The organism is Nocardia sp. NPDC005978 (assembly GCF_040614455.1).
Taxonomy (GTDB): Bacteria; Actinomycetota; Actinomycetes; order Mycobacteriales; family Mycobacteriaceae; genus Nocardia.
Genome location: NZ_JBEXUS010000065.1, coordinates 15,426 through 34,882 on the forward strand (window position 1 = coordinate 15,426; position 19,457 = coordinate 34,882).

Below are 19,457 nucleotides of genomic sequence, written 5' to 3' on the forward strand. Positions count from 1 at the left end.
GGAAGACTGTGCTGCCCGCATGGCCGCGCACCGCGATCCTGTGCGCATCTCATCGGTATCGGCGATGTGCAATCCGTTCCGGCTGTGCCGGTGATCGGCCGCCCCGGCACGGGTGCCCGCCCGCCCCGGCACACGGGGCGGGCGGAAGCCGGACTCAGAGGCGTTCGTAGATCGTCGCGTTCGCCAATCCGCCCGCCTCGCACATGGTTTGCAGCCCGTAGCGCGCGCCGCGCTCGTGCAGGGCGTGCACCAGGGTCGTGGCCAAGCGGGAGCCGGACGCGCCCAGGGGATGGCCCAGGGCGATCGCGCCGCCGTTGACGTTCACCTTGGACAGGTCCGCGCCGGTGTCCCGCGCCCAGGCCAGCACCACCGAGGAGAACGCCTCGTTCACCTCGAACAGGTCGATGTCCGACAGCTGCAAACCGCTGCGCTGCAGTACCTTCCGGGTCGCGGGGATCACCGCGGTGAGCATCAGCAGCGGGTCGTCGCCGGCCACCGCGAAGCTGTGCACCCGGGCCAGCGGGCGCAGCCCGAGCTGCGCGGCGCGCTCGCTCGTCATGATCAGCACCGCGGAACTGCCGTCGTTGATCTGGCTCGCGTTGGCGGCGGTGATGTTCCACCCGATCTGCGGGAAGCGCTCGGCCATCTCCGCGCTGTAGTACGCGGGCCGCAGCTTCCCGAGGGTGTCCGGGGTGCTGCCCAGTCGAATGCCCTCGTCGGCGTCGAGCCCCGCCAGCGGCGCGAGCTGGCTCTCGAACAGCCCGTTCTTGGTGGCGTACGCCGCCTTCTCGTGGCTGGCGAGCGCGAACTCGTCCAGCTGCGCCCGGGTCAGGCCCCAGCGCGCGGCGATGAGCTCGGCGCTGATCCCCTGCGGCACCAGGCCCTCGGGATAGCGCTCGGCGAACCCGGCCCCGCTCACGTCCTCGGCCCCGATCATGTTGGCCCCCATGGGCACCCGGCTCATGGATTCCACGCCGCCGGCCACCACGATGTCGTACGCCCCGGCGATGACGCCCTGCGCGGCGAAGTGGATGGCCTGCTGACTGGACCCGCACTGCCGGTCCACGGTGGTCGCGGGCACCGATTCGGGATATCCGGCGGCCAGCGCGGCCCGCCGGGTGAGATTGCTGCCCTGCTCCCCGACCGCGGTCACCACGCCGCCGATGACGTCGTCGATGAGTGCGGGGTCGATCTCGCTGCGCCGCACCACTTCGCGCAGGCTGTGCGCGAACAGGTCGGCCGGATGCACGCCGTGCAGGTGACCGTCGGGCTTGCCCTTGCCGATCGGGGTGCGTACCGCTTCGACGATGACTGCGTCTCTCATGGCCTGTCCTTCTCCGAGCCCCTCGCGGGGTACCTGGCTCTATCGATCTAAAGTCAGATTACGAGCTGGCCATAGTGAAGGCAAGTCAGAGTTGTATGATGTGTGCCATGTCTGTCGTACTGGAAGGACCGCTCGCCGATCTGAGCGCGTGGCAGCCCGACGGGTGCTCCATCGCCAAGGCGATGGACATCGTCGGCACCCGCTCGGCCATCCTGATCCTGCGCGAGGCCTACTACGGCACCCGCCGCTTCGACGGTTTCGCGAGCCGCGTCGGCATCACCGACGCCGCGGCGGCCACGGCCCTGCGCAAACTCGTCGAGGCCGGGCTGCTGGAGAAGCGCCCGTATCAGGAGGAGGGCAAACGCACGCGCAGCGAATACGTCCTGACCCGAATGGGTTCGGATCTGCTGCCCGCCGTCGTCGCGCTCTGGCAGTGGGGTGATACGTACCTGCAGAACGGCACGCCCCCGCTGGAGCGGATCGAGGACGCCACGGGTGAACCGGTGCGCGCCGCGCTGATCACCGAGTCGGGAACCGAAGTGCCGCTGGACAATCTGCGCGTGCGCGTGAACAAGAACTGGCGCCGTCCCCGGAAGTAGGGACGACGCCGGTTCGCTCGAACACCCGGGCTCAGTTCAGCCGAGCCCCGGTCTCGGGGTTGAAGAAATAGATGTGCTCGGCGCCCGCGTTCAGCGTCAGCTGCGCGCCCTTGGGCGGCGGGTTACGCCAATCCGCGCGCGCCACAATGGTTTCCCCGCCGCCGATGCCGCCGATCGTGCGCCCGTAGATGTAGGCGTCCGAGCCGAGCTCCTCGACCACGTCCACCTCCATCGCCACGCCGCCGCCGTTGCCGGTGGGTTCGAAGTGCTCGGGGCGAATGCCGACCACGACGGACCCGGAGGTGCCCTCGACGACCGAGCGCGGCACGCCGAACCGGTACCCGCCGAGCGCGACCGCGCCCTGCTCGACCGGTAGCGTAAACAGGTTCATCGCGGGCGATCCCATGAACCCGGCCACGAAGAGATTGGCGGGGTTGCGGTACAGATCGCGCGGCGAGGCGCACTGCTGCAGCAGCCCGTCCTTGAGCACCGCGACGCGGTCGCCCATGGTCATGGCCTCGACCTGGTCGTGGGTGACGTAGACGGTGGTGGTGCCCAGGCGCCGCTGCAACTGCGCGATCTGGGTGCGGGTCTGCACGCGCAGCTTGGCGTCCAGGTTGGACAGCGGCTCGTCCATGAGGAACACCTGCGGCTGGCGCACGATGGCCCGGCCCATGGCCACGCGCTGGCGCTGACCGCCCGACAGTGCCTTGGGCTTGCGCTCCAGGTACTGCTCGAGGTCGAGCAGCTTGGCCGCCTCGAGCACGCGCTCGGCGCGCTCGGCCTTGGATACCTTGGCCATCTTCAGCGCGAAGCCCATGTTCTCGGCCACGCTCATGTGCGGGTAGAGCGCGTAGTTCTGGAACACCATGGCGATATCGCGTTCCTTGGGCTCGGCGTGGGTGACGTCGCGATCGCCGATGAGAATGCGACCGGTGCTCACCTCCTCGAGGCCCGCGAGCATGCGCAGCGAGGTGGATTTGCCGCAGCCGGAGGGCCCGACGAGCACCAGGAACTCGCCGTCGGCGATCTCCAGGTTCAACGCGTCGACCGCCGGTGTGTCGCCGCCCGGATATAAACGAGTGGCCTGATCGAAAGTCACCGTTGCCACGGTGCACATCCCTTCACCGGCAGGAACGTGCCGGACGATCCGAGTAGAGGGGTGGATCCGGGCCACGAGGCCCGGGTGCGGGCACGATATCAAGGTAGCCTCGGATCCGGACATGGCCCGGCCGGTTCGGGCTCCGTATCCCCGAGCGAGGAGTGTTCATGAGCCGACCGGTTCGTATCGGAGTGCAATTGCAGCCGCAGCACGCGCCCAATTACGGGCTCATTCGTGACGCGGTGCGGCGGTCCGAGGACGCCGGCGTCGACATCGTCTTCAACTGGGACCACTTCTACCCCCTGTACGGCGATCCCGAGGGCGCGCACTTCGAGTGCTGGACCATGCTCGCCGCGGTCGCCGAGCAGACCGAGCGCGTGGAGCTGGGCGCCCTGGTCACCGGCGGTGGTTACCGCAATCCCGACCTGCTGGCCGATATGGCCCGCACCGTCGACCACATCAGCAACGGCCGCCTGGTGCTCGGCATCGGCGCGGGCTGGTTCCAGAAGGACTACGACGCCTACGGTTACGACTTCGGCACCGCCGGCAGTCGTCTGGCCCTGCTCAAGGACTACCTGGCCCGCATCTCCGATCGCCTGGCCAAACTGAATCCGCAACCGGTGCGCGAGATCCCGATTCTCATCGGCGGCGGCGGCGAGAAGAAGACCCTGCGCCTGGTCGCCCAGTACGCCCACATCTGGCACAGCTTCGCCGAACTCGATGTGCTGCAGCGTAAGTCCGGCATCCTGGCCGAGCATTGCGCCGAGGTCGGCACCGATGTGAACAGCATCGAGAAGTCGGTGGACTGGCCCGGCGCGGACAAGGCCGCCGATTTCGTGGCCGCGGGCGCGACCCTGTTCACCGTCGGCACCGGCGGCCCGGACTACGACCTGAGCGTCGTCGAGGAGGCCGTCCGCTGGCGCAACGAGTTCAACCCGGAGTCCGTCACCGGCATCGCCTGATATTTGCTGGACCGGGGTGCACGCGCGCGCGTACCCCGGTGCCCCCGGAAAATTCATCGGGACTCCGGCTGACTGCAACTCTGGATCGGCGACCGTGCGCCGCTAGGGTGGCTATCCATGGTTTGCTTGCGCACGACCGGTCCCTCTCGCGAACGCAGTCGCACGTGGCGACCTCGCGTGGCCGCGGTCGCGGGAGTGTTGCTGGTCACTTTGACGGGGGTCGCGACCCTCGGTGTGGGGTCCGGCACGGCGGCTCCCGGCGGCGGTGATCTGTGCTCCCCGCCCGGACTGTCCGCGGCCAGCGCCGCCCCGACGAATCTGGCCTCGGGGCAGCAGTCCCCGTCCGCGGACAGGTTCACGACGGCCACCACCGAACCGCTCGACCGCATCGACATCGGCAAGCTGGGCCTGCTCACGCCCGGCAAGCTCAGCGTCGGCACCCTGTCCGACGCCCCGCCGAGCATCTGCGTCAACTCCGCGGGCGTGTTCACCGGTTTCGACAACGAGCTGCTGAAGGCCGTGGGCGCCAAGCTCGGGCTGGCCGTCGAATTCACCGGCACCGACTTCTCCGGCCTGCTCGCCCAGGTGGCCAACGGCCGCTTCGACGCCGCCTCCTCGAGCATCACCAGCACCGACGCCCGCCGCGAGCTGGTCGGCTTCACCAACGGCTACGACTTCGGCTACTTCTCCCTGGTCGTGCCGAAAAGCGGTGACATCGAGGCCTTCTCGGACCTGAACAAGAACACCCGCATCGGCGTGGTGCAGGGCACCGTGCAGGACGAGTACGTCGTCAACGAGCTGGGCCTGGACCCGGTGAAGTTCCCGGACTACAACACCGCCTACGCGAACCTGAAGACCGGCCAGATCGATGCCTGGGTCGCGCCCTCGCAGCAGGCCATCGGCGCGATCAAGCCGAGCGATCCGGCCGTCATCGCGCAGAACACCTTCAGCCTCAACAACTTCACCGCCTGGGCGGTGCGCAAGGACAACAAACCGCTCACCGACGCGCTCAACGCCGGTCTCGACGCGGTGATCGCCGACGGCACCTACGCCCGGCTGTACCAGGACTGGGTGCCGCGCGAGATCCCGCCGGGCTGGAAGCCGGGCTCCAAGGCCGTTGCCGCGCCGCAGCTTCCGGACTTCGCCGCCCTCGCCGCCGAACGCGGGGACACCGGCGAGTACGTCCCGGTGGAGCCGAAATCCACGCTCGCGCAGCTGAAGGACACGTTCTTCGACTGGTCGCTGTACCGCAAGGCGTTCCCTGATCTGATCAAAACCGGCCTGCCCAACACCCTGATCCTGGCGCTGGTCTCCGGAGCCCTGGGCACCGTCATCGGCATGCTCCTGGCGGTGGCCGGCATCTCGCGCACCCGCTGGCTGCGCTGGCCCGCCCGCGTCTACACCGACGTCTTCCGCGGGCTGCCCGCCGTCGTCATCATCCTGATCATCGGCCTGGGCGTCGGCCCGGTCGTCAAGGGCATCACCGGCAACAACCCGTACTGGCTGGGCGTGGTGGCGCTGGCGCTGCTGTCCTCGGCCTACATCGGCGAGATCTTCCGATCCGGCATCCAATCGGTGGAGCCGGGCCAGCTCGAGGCCGCGCGCGCCATCGGCTTCGGCTACCGCCAGGCCATGAGCCTGGTGGTGATCCCGCAGGGCGTGCGCCGGGTGCTGCCCGCGCTGATGAACCAGTTCATCGCGCTCATCAAGGACTCCTCGCTGATCTACTTCCTGGGCCTGCTCGCCACCCAGCGCGAATTGTTCGCCGTGGGCCGCGATCTCAACGCGCAGACCGGAAATCTCTCGCCGCTGGTGGCGGCGGGCCTGATGTACCTGGTGCTGACGGTGCCGCTGACGCACCTGGTGAACTACATCGACCGGCGGCTGCGCACCGGCCGCCGGGTCGATCCGACCGAGCCGGTCGAACAGGCCGTGATCACCGAAGGACGTGGAGCATGAGCGCCTCCCTCACCGGGACCGGCCTGCGATTGACGCTGGGCGGCAACCAGATTCTGCGCGGCGTGGACATCCAGGTCGACGCGGGCAAGACCACCACCGTGATCGGCCCGTCCGGATCGGGCAAGTCCACCCTGCTGCGCGTGCTGAACCGGCTGCACGAGCCGAACGCGGGCGACATTCTGCTGGACGGCAAGTCGGTGCTGACCGAGAGCCCGGACGCGCTGCGCCAGCGCATCGGCATGGTGTTCCAGCACTTCAATCTGTTCCCGCATCTGAGCGTGGCCGAGAACATCGCGCTGGGCCCGCGCAAACTGCGCGGGCTCGGCAAGGAGCAGGCCCGGGCGCTGGCCCTGGAGCAGCTGACCGCCGTCGGGCTCGAGGGCAAGGCCGACGTCCGCCCGGCGCAGCTGTCCGGCGGCCAGCAGCAGCGGGTGGCCATCGCGCGGGCGCTGGCCATGAAGCCCGAGCTGATGTTCTTCGACGAGGCCACCTCCGCGCTGGATCCGGAGCTGGTCAAGGGCGTGCTCGCGCTCATGGCGGATTTGGCGGCGGGCGGCATGTCGATGATCGTGGTCACCCACGAAATGGGCTTCGCCCGTTCGGTTTCGGACCGCGTGGTGTTCATGGACCACGGTCTGGTGGTCGAGACCGGTTCGCCCGATGAGCTTTTCGACGACGCCAGCACACCGCGACTGCGGCAGTTCCTTTCCCAGGTGCTGTAATTCACGTCCGGGGCCGGGGCTGCCGCCTGACAGGGTGGCCCCGCATCCCGTCGGCAAACTAAGGGCAACCTAATTGGTCGTCCGTTCACCTGCTCGTCCCCTGCGGCTCTTCTGGCCTGGTTACCGTGCGCGCGACAGTCCAACACCGGGAGCATGTTGTGAGCCTGAAACCCCTCGCCCTTTTCGTGCAGCACGACGGGGCCTCGTCGCGCGCCTCCATAACCTGTCAGTACAAGTGCGGGAACGCCTGCTTCCACGAGGTGCCCAACACCTCCGAGGGCACGTACTTCGGCGATATCGTCGCGGACATCTCGCGCCGGCGACTGTTCCGGGGCAGTGCCGCGGCGGTGCTCGCGGTCGGCGCGGGCAGCCTGCTCGCGGCCTGCGGCGGCGACGAGGCCGATGCGGCCGAAGCGAATCCGGGCACCGGGATCGGCACCGACTTCACCCCCATCGCGCCCAACAAACAGGACGCGGTGGTGATCCCCGAGGGCTACGAACAGGGCGTGGTGATCCGCTGGGGCGATCCGGTGCTGCCCGGCGCGCCGGCGTTCGACTTCGCGAACCAGACCGCGGCCGCGCAGGCCAAGCAGTTCGGGTTCAACAACGACTTCGCCGCGCTGCTGCCCATCGAGGGCCGCGACGGCAGCTTCCTGCTGGTGGTCAATCACGAATACACCACCGAGCCCTACATGTTCACCGGCTACACCCCGGGCAACCCCACCAAAGAGCAGGTCGAGATCGCGCTCGCCGCGCACGGCCTCTCGGTGGTCGAGGTCAAGGGTGAGAACGGTGGCGGCAAGCTGAGCCCGGTCATGGGCCAGTACAACCGGCGCATCACCGCCACCACCGAGTTCACCGTCACCGGCCCCGCCGCGGGCAGCGCGTTCCTGAAGACCGCCGCCGACCCCACCGGGACCAAGGTGCTCGGCACGCTGAACAACTGCTCCGGCGGCGTGACCCCCTGGGGCACCGTGCTTTCCGGTGAGGAGAACTTCAACCAGTACTTCGCCGGGGTCCTGGCCGATCCGGCCATGCAGGCGATGGGCAAGCGTTACGGCCTCGGGCACCCGGGCGCGGGCCAGGGCGAGATGCCCCGGCGCTGGGAGCTTTTCGACAAGCGGTTCGATGTCACGCAGGAGCCGAACGAGTCGCACCGCTTCGGGTACGTGGTCGAGGTCGATCCGTGGGATCCCACCGCCGCCCCGATCAAGCATTCGGCGCTGGGCCGGTTCAAGCACGAGGCCGCGAACATCTACGTCACCGCCGACGGCACCGTGGTGGCCTACTCCGGCGACGACGAGCGCTTCGAGTACATGTACAAGTTCGTGTCCAGCAGGAAGATCGAGCCCGGCAACACCGCGGCCGCTCGCAAGGCGAACATGGGCATCCTCGCCCAGGGCACGCTGTACGTCGCCAAGCTCACCGGCGATCATCCCGACAAGATCGACGGCACCGGAAAAGCGCCCTCGGACAAGGGATTCACCGGCAAGGGCCAGTGGATTCCGATCCTGGAGACCGGCGCGGACGGCAAGGGCCGCTCGCTGGTGGACGGCATGTCCGCCGAAGAGGTCGCGGTGTTCACCCGCGTCGCCGGCGACAAGGCCGGCGCGACCAAGATGGACCGCCCCGAGGACTTCGAGGCCAACCCGAAGACCGGCAAGGTCTACGTCGCCCTCACCAACAACAGCAACCGCGGCACCGAGGGCAAGGCCGCCGCCGACGAGGCCAATCCCCGCAACCAGAACAAGAGCGGCCAGATCCTGGAACTGGTCGACGATCACAAGGGCACCGCGTTCACCTGGTCGCTGCTGCTGGTCTGCGGTGATCCGCAGGCCGCGGACACCTATTTCGCGGGCTTCGACAAGTCGAAGGTCAGCCCCATCTCCTGCCCCGACAACCTGGCCTTCGACCCGCACGGCAACCTGTGGATCTCCACCGACGGCAACGCGCTCAAGTCCAACGACGGCCTGTTCTCGGTGGCCCTCGAGGGCGAGCGCCGCGGCGAGACCAAGCAGTTCCTGACCGTCCCGATCGGCGCGGAGACCTGCGGCCCGGTCATCACCGCCGACCGCGTCCTGGTCTGCGTCCAGCACCCGGGCGAGCTCGACGGCCACAGCGCCGACAACCCGGGCTCGCACTGGCCCGACGGCGGCACGACCCAGCCCCGCCCGTCCGTGGTCGCCGTCTGGAAGAAGAACGGCAAGATCGGCGTGTAGTTCCACCACCCACCGGCCGAATACGGCCGGGCGCGGATTCGATTCCGCGCCCGGCCGTTTCGCGCGTCCGGCCCCGTGCCCCGGCGCTCCCGCGCCCGTTGCCGCGCGGGGATGCTCGTGCCTGTCGCCGCCGCTCCGGATGCTCGTGTCCCAGCCGTTGCCCAGATGTGGGCGTTGCAGCGTCGCGTCCGGGTGGACGACGCGACATTGCCGCTCATCGCCCGGCATGAATTCGCCGGCGGCCGGCAGTGTTTCCGTCGTGCCGGTGGAATCCCGATGCGCTGGTCGATCCGTAGTGCGTGGGCCGGAGGTCCGGGACGGTCCGGGCTTGCGCCGCAACCGTTCCGGGCGGTGGCTAGCTGCTGCCGAAGCTGGGCATGTTCGCGTAGCGGGCGAAATCGCCCTGCGCGCCGCTGTATACGTTGATGTCGGTGCCCGCCGCGATGCCGGGGATCCGGCCGGAGTCGGTGTACTGCCAGAAGGTCCAGGCGGGCCAGCCGCCGGGGACCTCGGGGCCCTCGTTGCCGCGGTAGTCCGCGATCCAGAGCGGATAGCGGTGGAACTCCGGGGAATCGGCCATCGCGGTCCGCCAGAAGTTCGGGTACGTGTAGATGATCGGGGTGCGGCCGGTCAGCGCCTGGACCGTGTTCAGGTAGCGGTGGGTCCAGTCGATGAGCGCCGCGGGGGACAGCCCGCCCGAATCCTCCATGTCGAGCACCGGCGGCAGATCGAGCATCCCGTTCTGGCCCAGCACCACCGCCGCGTACATGGCGGCCTGCGGTTCGGGGGCCAGCGCGGGCCGGGCGTAGTGGTAGGTCCCGCGCGCCACCCCGGCCGCCCGCATGAGCAGGCTGTCCGGGACGAAGTACGGGTTCACGTAGCTCAGGCCCTCGGTCGCCTTGACCATGGCGAAGTGATTGCCGGACGCGCGGACCGCGTGCCAGTCGATGCCGCGCCCGTCGATGTGCTGCCAGGACGAGACGTCGGGTCCGCTCACCTCCGCCGTCGCCGGGGCGGCGGCCACTGTCGCGAGAATGCCGGTCGCGGCGAAGGCCGCCAGGGCCAGCCGGTGTCGTCCTGCCATACGAGCGGACGCTATGTGAGCCGCGTCGCTCTGGCCAGCGACCGGGCCGCATGTCCGCCAACTGTTAGCTGAATCTCAATACCGCCGTTCCCGCTGATGGAGGGCTCGGACGGGCTATAAGCGCGCGGCAGATCGCCCGGTCATGGGCGGTCCGGGGCAGCGGGCGCGGCGCGGTGCCGGGCGGCCTGCCCGGCACGGGCCACCCCGTGCCGGTTGCCGCGGGTGATGCGGCTCGGGTCGCCCGCTACCCGAGCCAGTCCAGGACCGACGCCGCCGTCCAGGACTGCTGCATCGAGCCCAGCGGCTCGCCGGTGAACGGCTCGTAGTACTCCGCGAACGTCCCGTCACTGGCCTGGCGCAGCCCCTCCGCGCGCAGCATGAACGCGCGCTCGGCCCAGCCTCGCCGGGCGAAAACCCAGGAGAACAGCCAGCTCATCACCGGCCAGACCGGCCCGCGCCAGTACTCGCGCGGGCGGAAGTCCCTGGCGACCGGTGACGTCGAGGGCGGCAGGGCGTAGCGCAGGTCCGGATGGCCGCACCAGCGCGGGCCCTCGAACAGGCGCAGCAGCCGCCGTTCGGCGTCCCGGGCCAGGCCGCCGCACAGCAGCGGCGCGAACACCGCCAGGGTCTCGGTGTCGATCCACTCGTCGGCGCGCACGTCGAAGTCGCGGGCCGCGCCGGTGCGCGGATCGGTCGTGGCGATGACCCCGGCCCGGAAGTAGTCGGCCCATTCGTAGAGCTCGCGCACGTCGGCCAGGGGCTGTTTGTAGTCCTCGCCGATATTGGCCAGCACATCGCAGGCCAGGGCGAAGATGGCGGTGACGAACACGTCCTCGACCGCGAAGCTCATGGTGGACGCGAGCTCGAAATCGTCGTATCCCGACCGCCGCATCTGCTCGACCAGCCACAGGTACCGGTCGTATTCGCGATCGCTGGGCCGCTGTGTGGGATCCCCGACGACCTGCCGGTCCGCGCGCTCGTACGGCGGCAGATCCGGGCCCGGAATCACGTTGGCGTAGGCGCGATCCCAGCGCGGGGAGTTGTCCATGCCGGACTCCCAGCCGTGATACAGCGTGATGCGCCCCTGCTGTTTGGGATCGCGCGCGTAGGCCAGCCAGCGATGCCAGCGCATGAGATCGGGCCAGCGCCGCTGCAGGAACTCCTCCGCGACGGCCCGGGTACTGCGCCCGTGCCGGCGTGAATGATCCAGAATCCGTTGCACCGCAATGGCATGCACCGGCGGCTGGGTGATGCCCGAGGTGTCCGGGCCGTCCGGCGCGTTCGCCGCCAGCCGCCGGCACTCCCAGCGCGCCGGCCCCGGGAAGTAGCCGTCCACGCCGTTCGCGAACACGATGTGCGGAATCATCCCGTTCCGCCATTGCGCCGACAGCAGCGTGTCCAGTTCCAGCGCGGCGCGCTCCACGCTCAGCGGGGCCAGCCCGACCGCGACGAACGCGGCGTCCCAGCTCCACATGTGCGGGTAGAGCCGGGGGGCCGCGCTGGTCATCGTCCCCAGATCGTTGCCGCGCAGCAGGTAGGCGGCGCGGGCCGCGAGCTGGGTCGGCGTGAAACCGGGATGTGTCATCGCCCTATTCTGCGACGGAACCCGCAGGTATGCGCGGTGGGCATGCCGCACGGGATGGTCGGAGGGCGGTTCCGCTACGCCAGAATGCACTCTGTTCGCCTTCTCGTGATTCGAACGTGTGGTGTGCTCAGCCGGAGCATCGCCGCGCGGGGGCGCCCGGTTACGGTGTTCGCATGGCGAATTCCGCGAAGACCAGCACAGACCGGCCGATTGCGTTGATCACGGGCGCCAGTCGCGGTCTCGGCGCCGCGATCGCGCGCGAGCTGGCGCCTACGCATCGGCTGCTGCTGGGCGCGCGCACACCGCAGGCGCTGGAACCGATCCTGGACGAATTGCCCGGCGCCACAGGGTGGCCGGTCGATCTGACCGACTATCCGGCGGTCGCGCGGGCGACGGAAACCATCGAACGGCTGGACGTGGTGGTGCACAATGCGGGAATCGCCGACCTGGGAACGATAGCCGATTCGTCCGTTGCCCAGTGGCGGAATACCTTGGAAGGCAACCTGATCGCGGTGGCCGAACTGACCAGGCTGCTGCTTCCGGCACTGCGTGCCGCGAACGGTCATGTGGTACTGATCAATTCGGGCGCCGGGTTGCGCGCCAACCCCGGCTGGGGCGTCTACGCGGCGAGCAAATTCGGGCTGCGCGCCTTCGGTGACGCGCTGCGCCTGGAGGAGCCCGCCCTGCGCGTCACCTCGATCCATCCCGGCCGGATCGACACCGACATGCAGCGCGAGATCATCGCCGGGGAACAGCGCGCCTACGAGCCGAACGAATTCCTCACCGCCGAGACGGTGGCGCGCACCGTGCGCAACGCGATCGAGACCCCGCGTGACGCACATCCGACCGAGATCGTGCTGCGACCCGTGCCACGGTGACGGCCGGCCGGGGATTTCTTCTCAATTCGAATCATTTCGCGTCTTGTACGTGACTCGTTCATCCGGAATCGATATAACCGGGAAGGTTGCGCGCAGGCAGACATCGACGACGCGGCTCCCCGGGCGGAGCGAACACTTCGGAGCGAATGGGATATGGAACGACGACAGCTGCTGACCTGGCTCGCGGCGGGCACCGCCGTCGCTCTCACCGCCGGGTGCACCCAGGCACGCAGTGACACGCTGGACACCGGCAGCGGCGGCGGAAATCCGTTCCCGCTGCCCGAGCCCGCCGCGCCGCGCCTGTTGCCGCCGCCCGGCGGTCCCAAGACCGCGCTCACGCCCGGCACCATCACCGCGCTGCCCGGCACGGGCAATTCACTGGCCTTGACCGTGGACGACGGCGCGAGCCCGGAGGTGGTCGGGGCGTACATCAAGTTCGCCAGGGACACCGGCGCGCGCTTCACCTTCTTCGTGACCGCCTACTACGACTCCTGGACCACGCACCGCGACGCCCTGCGACCGCTGGTGGAGTCCGGGCAGATCCAGCTCGGCAACCACACCTGGGACCACGCCGATCTGACCGCGATCTCCGCCGGCGCGGTCTCCTCGCAGTTGGACCAGGCGAAGCGGTTCCTGCGCAACAACTTCGGCGTGGACGGCACGCCGTACTACCGCCCGCCCTTCGGCCGGCACAACGCCACCGTCGACCGGGTCGCCGCCGATCTCGGCTACACCGTCCCGACCATGTGGTACGGCTCGCTCTCGGACTCCGGCGTGATCACCGAGCAGTACCTGATCGAATGCGCCCACAGGTACTTCAACCCGCAGACCATCATCATCGGCCACGCCAACGCGCCCGCGGTGACGCACTGCTACGACCAGCTGGTCGAGATCATCCGCGAGCGCAACCTGTCGATGGTGACCCTGAACGACGTCCTGCTGCCGCCCGCGTAGGGGCGGGACGCACCACCGAAAGCTTTCTCACACAGACGATTCGGGCCCGGTGCGAATACGCACCGGGCCCGATCGGCTCAATGGTCCGCTCAGGCGACGATGTTCACCAGTCGGCCGGGCACCACGATGATCTTGCGGGGATCCTTGCCGCCCAGCAGTTCCGCGACCTTCGGATCGGCCAGCGCCGCGGCCTGTACCGCGGCCTGATCGGCGTCGGCGGGGACGCTGATCCGGCTGCGGACCTTGCCGTTGACCTGGATCGGGTACTCCACCGAATCCGCCACCAGCAGTGCCGGATCCGCAGCCGGGAACGGGCCGTGCGCCAGGGACTCGGTGTGGCCCAGGCGTTCCCACAGCTCCTCCGCGATATGCGGGGACATGGGGGCCAGCATCAGCACCAGCGGCTCGACCGCGGCGCGCGGCGCGCCGTCGCCGTAGTTCTTGGTCAGGAAGTTGGTCAGCTCGATCAGCTTCGCGCCCGCGGTGTTGTCCCGCAGGTTGGCGTAGTCGTCGTCGACCCCGGCGATCGTCTTGTGCACCAGGCGCAGCGCCTCGTTCGAGGGCTCGTCCTCGGTGACCCGGATCGCGCCGGTCTCCTCGTCCACGACCAGTCGCCACACGCGCTGCAGGAAGCGTTGCGCGCCGACGACGTCCTTGGTCGACCACGGGCGCGAGGCGTCCAGCGGGCCCATGGACATCTCGTAGAAGCGGAAGGTGTCCGCGCCGTAGGCGTCGTACATCTCGTCCGGGGAGACCGCGTTCTTCAGCGACTTGCCGATCTTGCCGTACTCCTGGAACACCTCGATCTCGGCGCCGGTCGCATCGGTCCAGAAGAACTTGCCGTCGCGCTCGACGATCTCGGCGGCGGGCACGTACGCGCCGCGCTCGTCCTGGTACGCGAAGCCCTGGATGTAGCCCTGGTTGAACAGGCGGCGGTACGGCTCGCTGGAGGACACGTCACCCAGGTCGAACAGCACCTTCTGCCAGAACCGCGCGTACAGCAGGTGCAGCACCGCGTGCTCCACGCCGCCGATGTACAGGTCGACGCCGCCCGGATCCTTGGGACCGTGCTCGGCCGTGCGCGGGCCCAGCCAGTACTGCTCGTTCTCCTTGGCGCAGAACGCCTCCGAGTTGGTGGGATCGGCGTAGCGCAGCTGATACCAGGAGCTGCCCGCCCAGTTGGGCATGACGTTGGTGTCGCGGCGGTACCGCTTGGGTCCGTCGCCCAGATCCAGGGTGACGTTCACCCAGTCGGTGGCCTTGGCCAGCGGCGGGGACGGCTCGGAGTTCGCGTCGTCCGGGTCGAAGGTGACCGGCGCGAAGTCCTCGATCTCCGGCAGCGTCACCGGCAGCATGGATTCGGGCAGCGCGTGCGCCGCGCCGTCCTCGTCGTAGACGATGGGGAACGGCTCGCCCCAGTAGCGCTGGCGCGCGAACAGCCAGTCGCGCAGCTTGTACTGAATGGTGCCCCGGCCGTGACCGTTGGCCTCCAGCTCGGCGATGACCTTGGCCTTGGCGGCGTCGATCTCCAGCCCGTCCAGGTAGCCGGAGTTCACCAGCGTGCCCTCACCGGCGTACGCGGCCTCGGAAACATCGCCGCCCGCAACCACTTCCACGATCGGCAGGCCGAAGGCGGAGGCGAATTCCCAGTCGCGCGGATCGTGCCCGGGGACCGCCATGATGGCGCCGGTGCCGTACCCGCTCAGCACGTAGTCGGCGATGAAGATCGGCACGCGCGCGCCGTTGACCGGGTTGGTGGCGTAGGAGCCCAGGAAGACGCCGGTCTTCTCCTTGCTCTCCTGGCGCTCCAGATCCGACTTGGCGGCGATCGACTTGCGGTAGGCCGCAACGGCTTCGGCCGGAGTCTCGGAGTTGCCGAAGGTCCAGCGGGCATCGGTGCCCGAGGGCCAGGTGCCCTCGGTCAGCCTGTCCACCAGATCGTGCTCGGGGGCCAGCACCACGTAGGTCGCGCCGAACAGGGTGTCGGGACGGGTGGTGAACACCTCGATGATGTCCGCGCCCGCGGTGAACTTGACCTGCGCGCCGCGCGAGCGCCCGATCCAGTTGCGCTGCATGGACTTCACGTTCTCCGGCCAGTCCAGGTCGTCCAGGTCGTCGACCAGGCGATCGGAGTAGGCGGTGATGCGCATCATCCACTGCCACAGGCGCTTGCGGAACACCGGGAAGTTGCCGCGCTCGGAGCGCCCGTCGGCGGTGACCTCCTCGTTGGACAGCACGGTGCCCAGCCCCGGGCACCAGTTGACCATCGAATCGGTCTGGTACACCAGGCGATAGGAGTCGATCAGCGCGTTGCGCTCGGCCGGGGACAGCTCGTTCCAGGCGCGGTTGTCATCGGCGATCGCGCGCCTGCTGGCCTCGAAGTCGGCGATCAGCTCCGAGATCGGGCGGGCGCGGCCGATGCCCTCGTCGTACCAGGCGTTGTAGATGCGCAGGAAGATCCACTGCGTCCATTTGTAGTACTCGGGATCCGTGGTCGCGAAGGAGCGGCGGCGGTCGTGGCCCAGGCCCAGCCGGTCCAGCTGACGTTGCATGTTCGCGATATTGGACTCGGTGGTCACCCGCGGGTGCGCGCCGGTCTGCACCGCGTACTGCTCGGCGGGCAGGCCGAAGGCGTCGTAACCCAGGGCGTGCAGCACATTCCGGCCGCGCATGCGGTGGAAGCGCGCGAAGACGTCGGTCGCGATGTAGCCCAGCGGATGGCCGACGTGCAGGCCCGCGCCCGAGGGGTACGGGAACATGTCCTGCACGAACAGCTTGTCGGCCGGGGTCTCACCGGCCAGCGGGCCGACCGGGTTGGGCGCGTGGAAGGTGCAGCGCTCGCGCCAGGCGGCCTGCCACTTCTGCTCTACGCGGCCGGCCAGGTCGGCGTTGTAACGGTGTGCGGGCACATCGCTGCCCCCACCCGCCGTCGCGGTGGGTGTGTCGGTTGCGGGAGTGTCCTGCACGGTCCTGCCTTCTCTGCCTAGCCGATCCCCGATAAGGTCCGCCACCAGGGTAAAGCGTGGCTACCCAGGTCCCCAAAAAGGGTGGCGGCCGCGCGCCGCGCGTACGTGATGACCGCCTCACCCGGCCCCGGCTCGGCCGGGTCGCGCACCCGGCCGAACGCGCCGCGGGTAAATTGAGCCCCGTGGCGGTCGTGGCGTTGATTCTGTTTGCTCTGTCGGTGGTGGCCGTGGTCACCGGTGTGCTCGGCTGGACCGGCACCATGCCGCCGAATCGCATCTTCGGCGTGCACTCCGACGAGGCGATCAAGTCCGAGGAGAACTACCGCCTCGCCAATCGCATCGCCGCCCCGACCTCGGTGGCCGCGGGCTTCCTGCTCGCCGCCAGCGGCGCGGTCGTGCTGGTCGCCGGTGGCATCGCCGCCGTCGCCGTGGCCGCCGTCGCGGTGATCATCGCGCTGTTCACCCTGGGTGCGGGCGCGACCGCGGCGAACAACGCGCTCGCCGCGCTGGCCCCGGCCGAGGAGCCCGGCGGCTGCGGCAGCGCCTGCGGTTCCTGCTCGCTGCGCGACGCGTGCGAGCCCGCCGCCACCAACGGCTAGTCGCGATCAGGCTTCGCTGAGCGTCTTGCGCATCCAGATGTGCGGGATGCCCGCGTCCAGCTCGATATCCCCGTACGCCTTGTAGCCCAGCCGTTCATAGAACCCCTCGGCCTGGGTCTGAGCGTGGAGTTCGAGCGCGGGCAGCCCGCGCTCGCGCACCCGATCCTCGATCGCCCGCACCAGCGCCGCGCCCAGCCCGGTACCGCGCGCCTCCGCCAGCACCGCCAGCCGGCCGAGCACGCCGACCTCGTCGCGGACGATGAGCCGGCCCGCGCCCACCGGCCGCCCGTCGAGCCGGGCCAGGAAGTGATCGGCGGTCGCGTCCAGCTCGTCGAGTTCCAGTTCCGGGGGTACGCCCTGTTCGTCGACGAACACCCGTATCCGGACCGCGTACGCGTCGGCCAGTTCCCGCTCGGTGGAGACGGTGCGGATCTCGATCATGGATTCAGCATGCTCCGGTGAGCGGGATCACCGCCGGGCCGGGGCGTCAGTGTTCGTCGTAGTGGCCGTCGTGCGCGGCGTGGCGATGGCCGTCGTGGATGTAATCCATGTGGTCGCCGTGCGGCACCGCGACGTGGCCGCAGCCCTCGCCGTGCTCGTGGGTGTGCGCGGCGTGCTCGGTGTGGCCCGAGGGCTCGCACTCGTCGTAGTGGCCGTCGTGGGCGCGGTGCAGATGGCCGTCGTGGACGTAGTCCACGTGATCGCCGTGCGGTACGGCAACATGCCCGCACGCGGCGCCGTGCGCGTGATCGTGGCCATTGTGCAGAACGTGAGTCATGGAGCTTCCCTTCCGAGTTGGATCAGGACACCTTCCAGCAAACGGATACGAACATTAGCACCCATGCATCTATCGCCCGAACGGTCCGTCCGGGCCGCGGCGGGACGGACCGTTCGGACGCGGTCCGGACGGCGACCGCGGCTGATACCCGGACGATCCGCCGCGCCGCCGGGCGCGGCTATCGCCCGAACCGGGGGAATCGCCGAGTCGCGGGCGGCGGCACGCCCAGGTGCGCCGCGAAGGCGGCCGCGTCGGCGGCGGTGCTCACCTTGGGCCGCGTGCGCGCCCACGCCAGGAAGAGCGCGGTGAAATCCGGTCCGCAGGCGTGCGCGAACACCGGGAACCGCCGGGCCAGGCCCCCGGCCCGCTTGTGCAGCAGCGCGTGCGCGGTGGCATCGAGATCGCCCGCGTCGAAACCGGGCGGCGGGGGAGCACCCGTCACCAGGGCGCGCACCAGCGCCGCCTGCTGCTCGGCGAGGGTTCCGCGGGCGCGGCTCGAGCCTGCCGCCGAGCCCGGTGGCCCCGAGTTTTCCGCCGCCGCGGATTCCCGGTCCGGCGGGCGGCCGGCGGCCGGCGGTTCGGCGGGAGGTGTTCGGGCCCCGGGGCCGTGCGCCGAAGCGGGTTCGGGCGCAGTGCGTCCGGTGCTCGGGCTCCGCGTGCCCGCCGGGTCGCCGGGTGTCATGTCCGAGGCGGCTCTGGTCGTGACGTGACGGCCGGGCGGCCGGCGGCCGCGGCTATCGCGTTCAGTTCGGCGAGCAGTTCCGGTGCGGGCGGGTAGTTTCCGTCGCGCTCCAGCATCAGCGGCACCGGCCGGGAGGGTGCGAACTCGGCCACCAGGGCGAGTACCTCGGCGGGCACCGGATGCACGTGGGTGTCGTGATAGCGGCCCGCGACCTCCCGGCCGCCGGCGATATGGCAGTACGCGAGGCGTTCGGTGGGCAGCCGCAGCAACTCGGTCAGGGGATCGCGAGAGCTGTTGCGGGCGTTAGCGTAGACGTTCGCGATATCCAGGAGCAGGTGCACCCCGGTGCGCTCCACCAGTTCCCGCAGGAACTCCGCCTCGGTGAACTCCGCGTCCGGCCATTCGAAGAGCGCGGCGATGTTCTCCACGGCGAGCGGAACATCCAGCGCGCGCTGCGTACGAGAGATGTTGCGCACCAGTGCGTCCAGGGCCTCCCGGGTGCGCGGCACCGGCAACAGGTGCCCGGCTTCCACCCCGCCCGCCCGCACGAACGCGATGTGCTCGCTGACCACCGGCGACCCGAGCGCACGGGCGCAGGCGGCGAGGTGCTCGACGCGCTGCTCGTCGACCGCCTCGGCCCCGCCGAGCGAGAGCGAAATCCCGTGCGGCACCGCCGAAACGCCGCGATCGATCAGCGCCGACAGCTCGTCCGGCACGGCTATGCCGGTCCGCCGCCGCCACCGCCCGGCGGGGGCGCTCAGCGATTCCGCGATCACCTCGCAGAAGGCGATCCCCTCGAGGTCGGCGATCATCCCGCAGATCTCGGGCCGCCACCCCACCCCGATCGCCCCGCCGGGCAACGGCCCGCCGGGAGGAAGGGGATCGCCACCGTCCGTCCGGTGGCTCGCGCCGGGATATCCAGCACTACCGGCGATACCGTGCCGAGGGGATTCGCCACCCCGCCGCCGCTGGTCGCGAGGCGGTTGTGAACCGCCGGCGGTGGGTATCCGCTCCACCGCGCCGGTGCTCGCGCCACGTCCATCG

The 19,457-nt window shown here is 69.7% G+C and carries 17 protein-coding genes; 8 read left to right on the top strand and 9 right to left on the bottom strand.

The features are described 5' to 3' along the window. Positions 1-154: 154 nt before the first annotated feature. Positions 155-1,324, bottom strand: a complete 1,170-nt coding sequence (locus tag ABZ319_RS25925) for a thiolase family protein (RefSeq protein ID WP_354989084.1) — start codon at positions 1,322-1,324, stop codon at positions 155-157. A 107-nt stretch (positions 1,325-1,431) separates the two neighbouring features. Between ABZ319_RS25925 and ABZ319_RS25930 the strand changes: the two genes are divergently transcribed. Next, entirely contained in the window at positions 1,432-1,923 is a 492-nt protein-coding gene (locus ABZ319_RS25930; RefSeq protein WP_354989085.1) for a helix-turn-helix domain-containing protein, read from the top strand. 31 nt (positions 1,924-1,954) lie between these two features. On the opposite strand, the gene ugpC is transcribed toward ABZ319_RS25930, so the two are convergent. Continuing rightward, entirely contained in the window at positions 1,955-3,034 is a 1,080-nt protein-coding gene (ugpC, locus tag ABZ319_RS25935; protein WP_354989086.1) for a sn-glycerol-3-phosphate ABC transporter ATP-binding protein UgpC, read from the bottom strand. A 158-nt stretch (positions 3,035-3,192) separates the two neighbouring features. Between ugpC and ABZ319_RS25940 the strand changes: the two genes are divergently transcribed. The 4 genes from ABZ319_RS25940 (at position 3,193) to ABZ319_RS25955 (ending at position 8,887) form a co-directional block, all read left to right on the top strand. Continuing rightward, entirely contained in the window at positions 3,193-3,987 is a 795-nt protein-coding gene (locus tag ABZ319_RS25940; protein ID WP_354989087.1) for an LLM class F420-dependent oxidoreductase, read from the top strand. A gap of 210 nt (positions 3,988-4,197) precedes the next feature. Next, on the top strand, positions 4,198-5,946 hold the full coding sequence (locus tag ABZ319_RS25945) for an ABC transporter substrate-binding protein/permease (RefSeq protein ID WP_354989109.1): 1,749 nt from the start codon (positions 4,198-4,200) through the stop codon (positions 5,944-5,946). Continuing rightward, positions 5,943-6,668: an amino acid ABC transporter ATP-binding protein gene (locus ABZ319_RS25950; RefSeq protein ID WP_354989088.1), complete on the top strand. Its 726-nt coding sequence runs from the start codon at positions 5,943-5,945 to the stop codon at positions 6,666-6,668. Before ABZ319_RS25945 ends, ABZ319_RS25950 begins: the two co-directional genes overlap by 4 nt. Positions 6,669-6,826: 158 nt before the next feature. After that, the gene (locus ABZ319_RS25955; protein WP_354989089.1) at positions 6,827-8,887 is read left to right on the top strand and encodes a PhoX family phosphatase; all 2,061 of its coding nucleotides are present in this window, start codon (positions 6,827-6,829) and stop codon (positions 8,885-8,887) included. Positions 8,888-9,242: 355 nt separating this feature from the next. Here ABZ319_RS25955 and ABZ319_RS25960 read toward each other — a convergent pair whose 3' ends face one another. Next, positions 9,243-9,971, bottom strand: a complete 729-nt coding sequence (locus ABZ319_RS25960; protein WP_354989090.1) for a glycoside hydrolase family 25 protein — start codon at positions 9,969-9,971, stop codon at positions 9,243-9,245. Positions 9,972-10,215: 244 nt separating this feature from the next. Then, positions 10,216-11,556, bottom strand: coding sequence for a glycogen debranching protein (locus ABZ319_RS25965; RefSeq protein ID WP_354989091.1), 1,341 nt, complete (start codon positions 11,554-11,556; stop codon positions 10,216-10,218). Positions 11,557-11,729: 173 nt separating this feature from the next. On the opposite strand from ABZ319_RS25965, the gene ABZ319_RS25970 reads away from it, so the two are divergent. Both ABZ319_RS25970 and ABZ319_RS25975 read left to right on the top strand, forming a co-directional pair. Beyond that, a complete protein-coding gene (locus tag ABZ319_RS25970) occupies positions 11,730-12,434 on the top strand; it encodes an SDR family oxidoreductase (RefSeq protein WP_354989092.1) in 705 nt (234 codons plus the stop codon). 153 nt (positions 12,435-12,587) lie between these two features. Next, complete coding sequence (locus ABZ319_RS25975) at positions 12,588-13,388, top strand: polysaccharide deacetylase family protein (protein WP_354989093.1); 801 nt, start codon at positions 12,588-12,590, stop codon at positions 13,386-13,388. 89 nt (positions 13,389-13,477) lie between these two features. On the opposite strand, the gene leuS is transcribed toward ABZ319_RS25975, so the two are convergent. Next, positions 13,478-16,354 carry a leucine--tRNA ligase gene (leuS, locus tag ABZ319_RS25980; protein WP_354989094.1) on the bottom strand — a complete coding sequence of 959 codons (2,877 nt, stop codon included), beginning with the start codon at positions 16,352-16,354 and terminating at the stop codon, positions 13,478-13,480. Positions 16,355-16,410: 56 nt separating this feature from the next. Between leuS and ABZ319_RS25985 the strand changes: the two genes are divergently transcribed. Further along, entirely contained in the window at positions 16,411-16,953 is a 543-nt protein-coding gene (locus tag ABZ319_RS25985; protein WP_354989095.1) for an SdpI family protein, read from the top strand. Between the two features lie 6 nt (positions 16,954-16,959). Here the strand turns inward: ABZ319_RS25985 and ABZ319_RS25990 are convergent, their stop codons facing one another. The 4 genes from ABZ319_RS25990 to ABZ319_RS26005 all read right to left on the bottom strand — a co-directional run bounded on the left by ABZ319_RS25990 (position 16,960) and on the right by ABZ319_RS26005 (position 19,273). Further along, on the bottom strand, positions 16,960-17,394 hold the full coding sequence (locus ABZ319_RS25990; protein WP_354989096.1) for a GNAT family N-acetyltransferase: 435 nt from the start codon (positions 17,392-17,394) through the stop codon (positions 16,960-16,962). Positions 17,395-17,440: 46 nt separating this feature from the next. Further along, on the bottom strand, positions 17,441-17,731 hold the full coding sequence (locus tag ABZ319_RS25995; RefSeq protein WP_354989097.1) for a hypothetical protein: 291 nt from the start codon (positions 17,729-17,731) through the stop codon (positions 17,441-17,443). A 178-nt stretch (positions 17,732-17,909) separates the two neighbouring features. Then, complete coding sequence (locus ABZ319_RS26000; protein WP_354989098.1) at positions 17,910-18,185, bottom strand: hypothetical protein; 276 nt, start codon at positions 18,183-18,185, stop codon at positions 17,910-17,912. A gap of 224 nt (positions 18,186-18,409) precedes the next feature. Further along, positions 18,410-19,273: a DUF692 domain-containing protein gene (locus ABZ319_RS26005; protein WP_354989110.1), complete on the bottom strand. Its 864-nt coding sequence runs from the start codon at positions 19,271-19,273 to the stop codon at positions 18,410-18,412. Positions 19,274-19,457: the final 184 nt, after the last annotated feature.

What these genes read in the sequence shown, in the direction of transcription:
- ABZ319_RS25925 (WP_354989084.1), bottom strand. Translation starts at nt 1,324, where the DNA reads ATGAGAGACGCAGTCATCGTCGAAGCGGTACGCACCCCGATCGGCAAG.
- ABZ319_RS25975 (WP_354989093.1), top strand. Translation starts at nt 12,588, where the DNA reads ATGGAACGACGACAGCTGCTGACCTGGCTCGCGGCGGGCACCGCCGTC.
- ABZ319_RS25930 (WP_354989085.1), top strand. Translation starts at nt 1,432, where the DNA reads ATGTCTGTCGTACTGGAAGGACCGCTCGCCGATCTGAGCGCGTGGCAG.
- ABZ319_RS25940 (WP_354989087.1), top strand. Translation starts at nt 3,193, where the DNA reads ATGAGCCGACCGGTTCGTATCGGAGTGCAATTGCAGCCGCAGCACGCG.
- ABZ319_RS25970 (WP_354989092.1), top strand. Translation starts at nt 11,730, where the DNA reads ATGGCGAATTCCGCGAAGACCAGCACAGACCGGCCGATTGCGTTGATC.
- ABZ319_RS25995 (WP_354989097.1), bottom strand. Translation starts at nt 17,731, where the DNA reads ATGACTCACGTTCTGCACAATGGCCACGATCACGCGCACGGCGCCGCG.
- ABZ319_RS25990 (WP_354989096.1), bottom strand. Translation starts at nt 17,394, where the DNA reads ATGATCGAGATCCGCACCGTCTCCACCGAGCGGGAACTGGCCGACGCG.
- ABZ319_RS25960 (WP_354989090.1), bottom strand. Translation starts at nt 9,971, where the DNA reads ATGGCAGGACGACACCGGCTGGCCCTGGCGGCCTTCGCCGCGACCGGC.
- ABZ319_RS25950 (WP_354989088.1), top strand. Translation starts at nt 5,943, where the DNA reads ATGAGCGCCTCCCTCACCGGGACCGGCCTGCGATTGACGCTGGGCGGC.
- ABZ319_RS25965 (WP_354989091.1), bottom strand. Translation starts at nt 11,556, where the DNA reads ATGACACATCCCGGTTTCACGCCGACCCAGCTCGCGGCCCGCGCCGCC.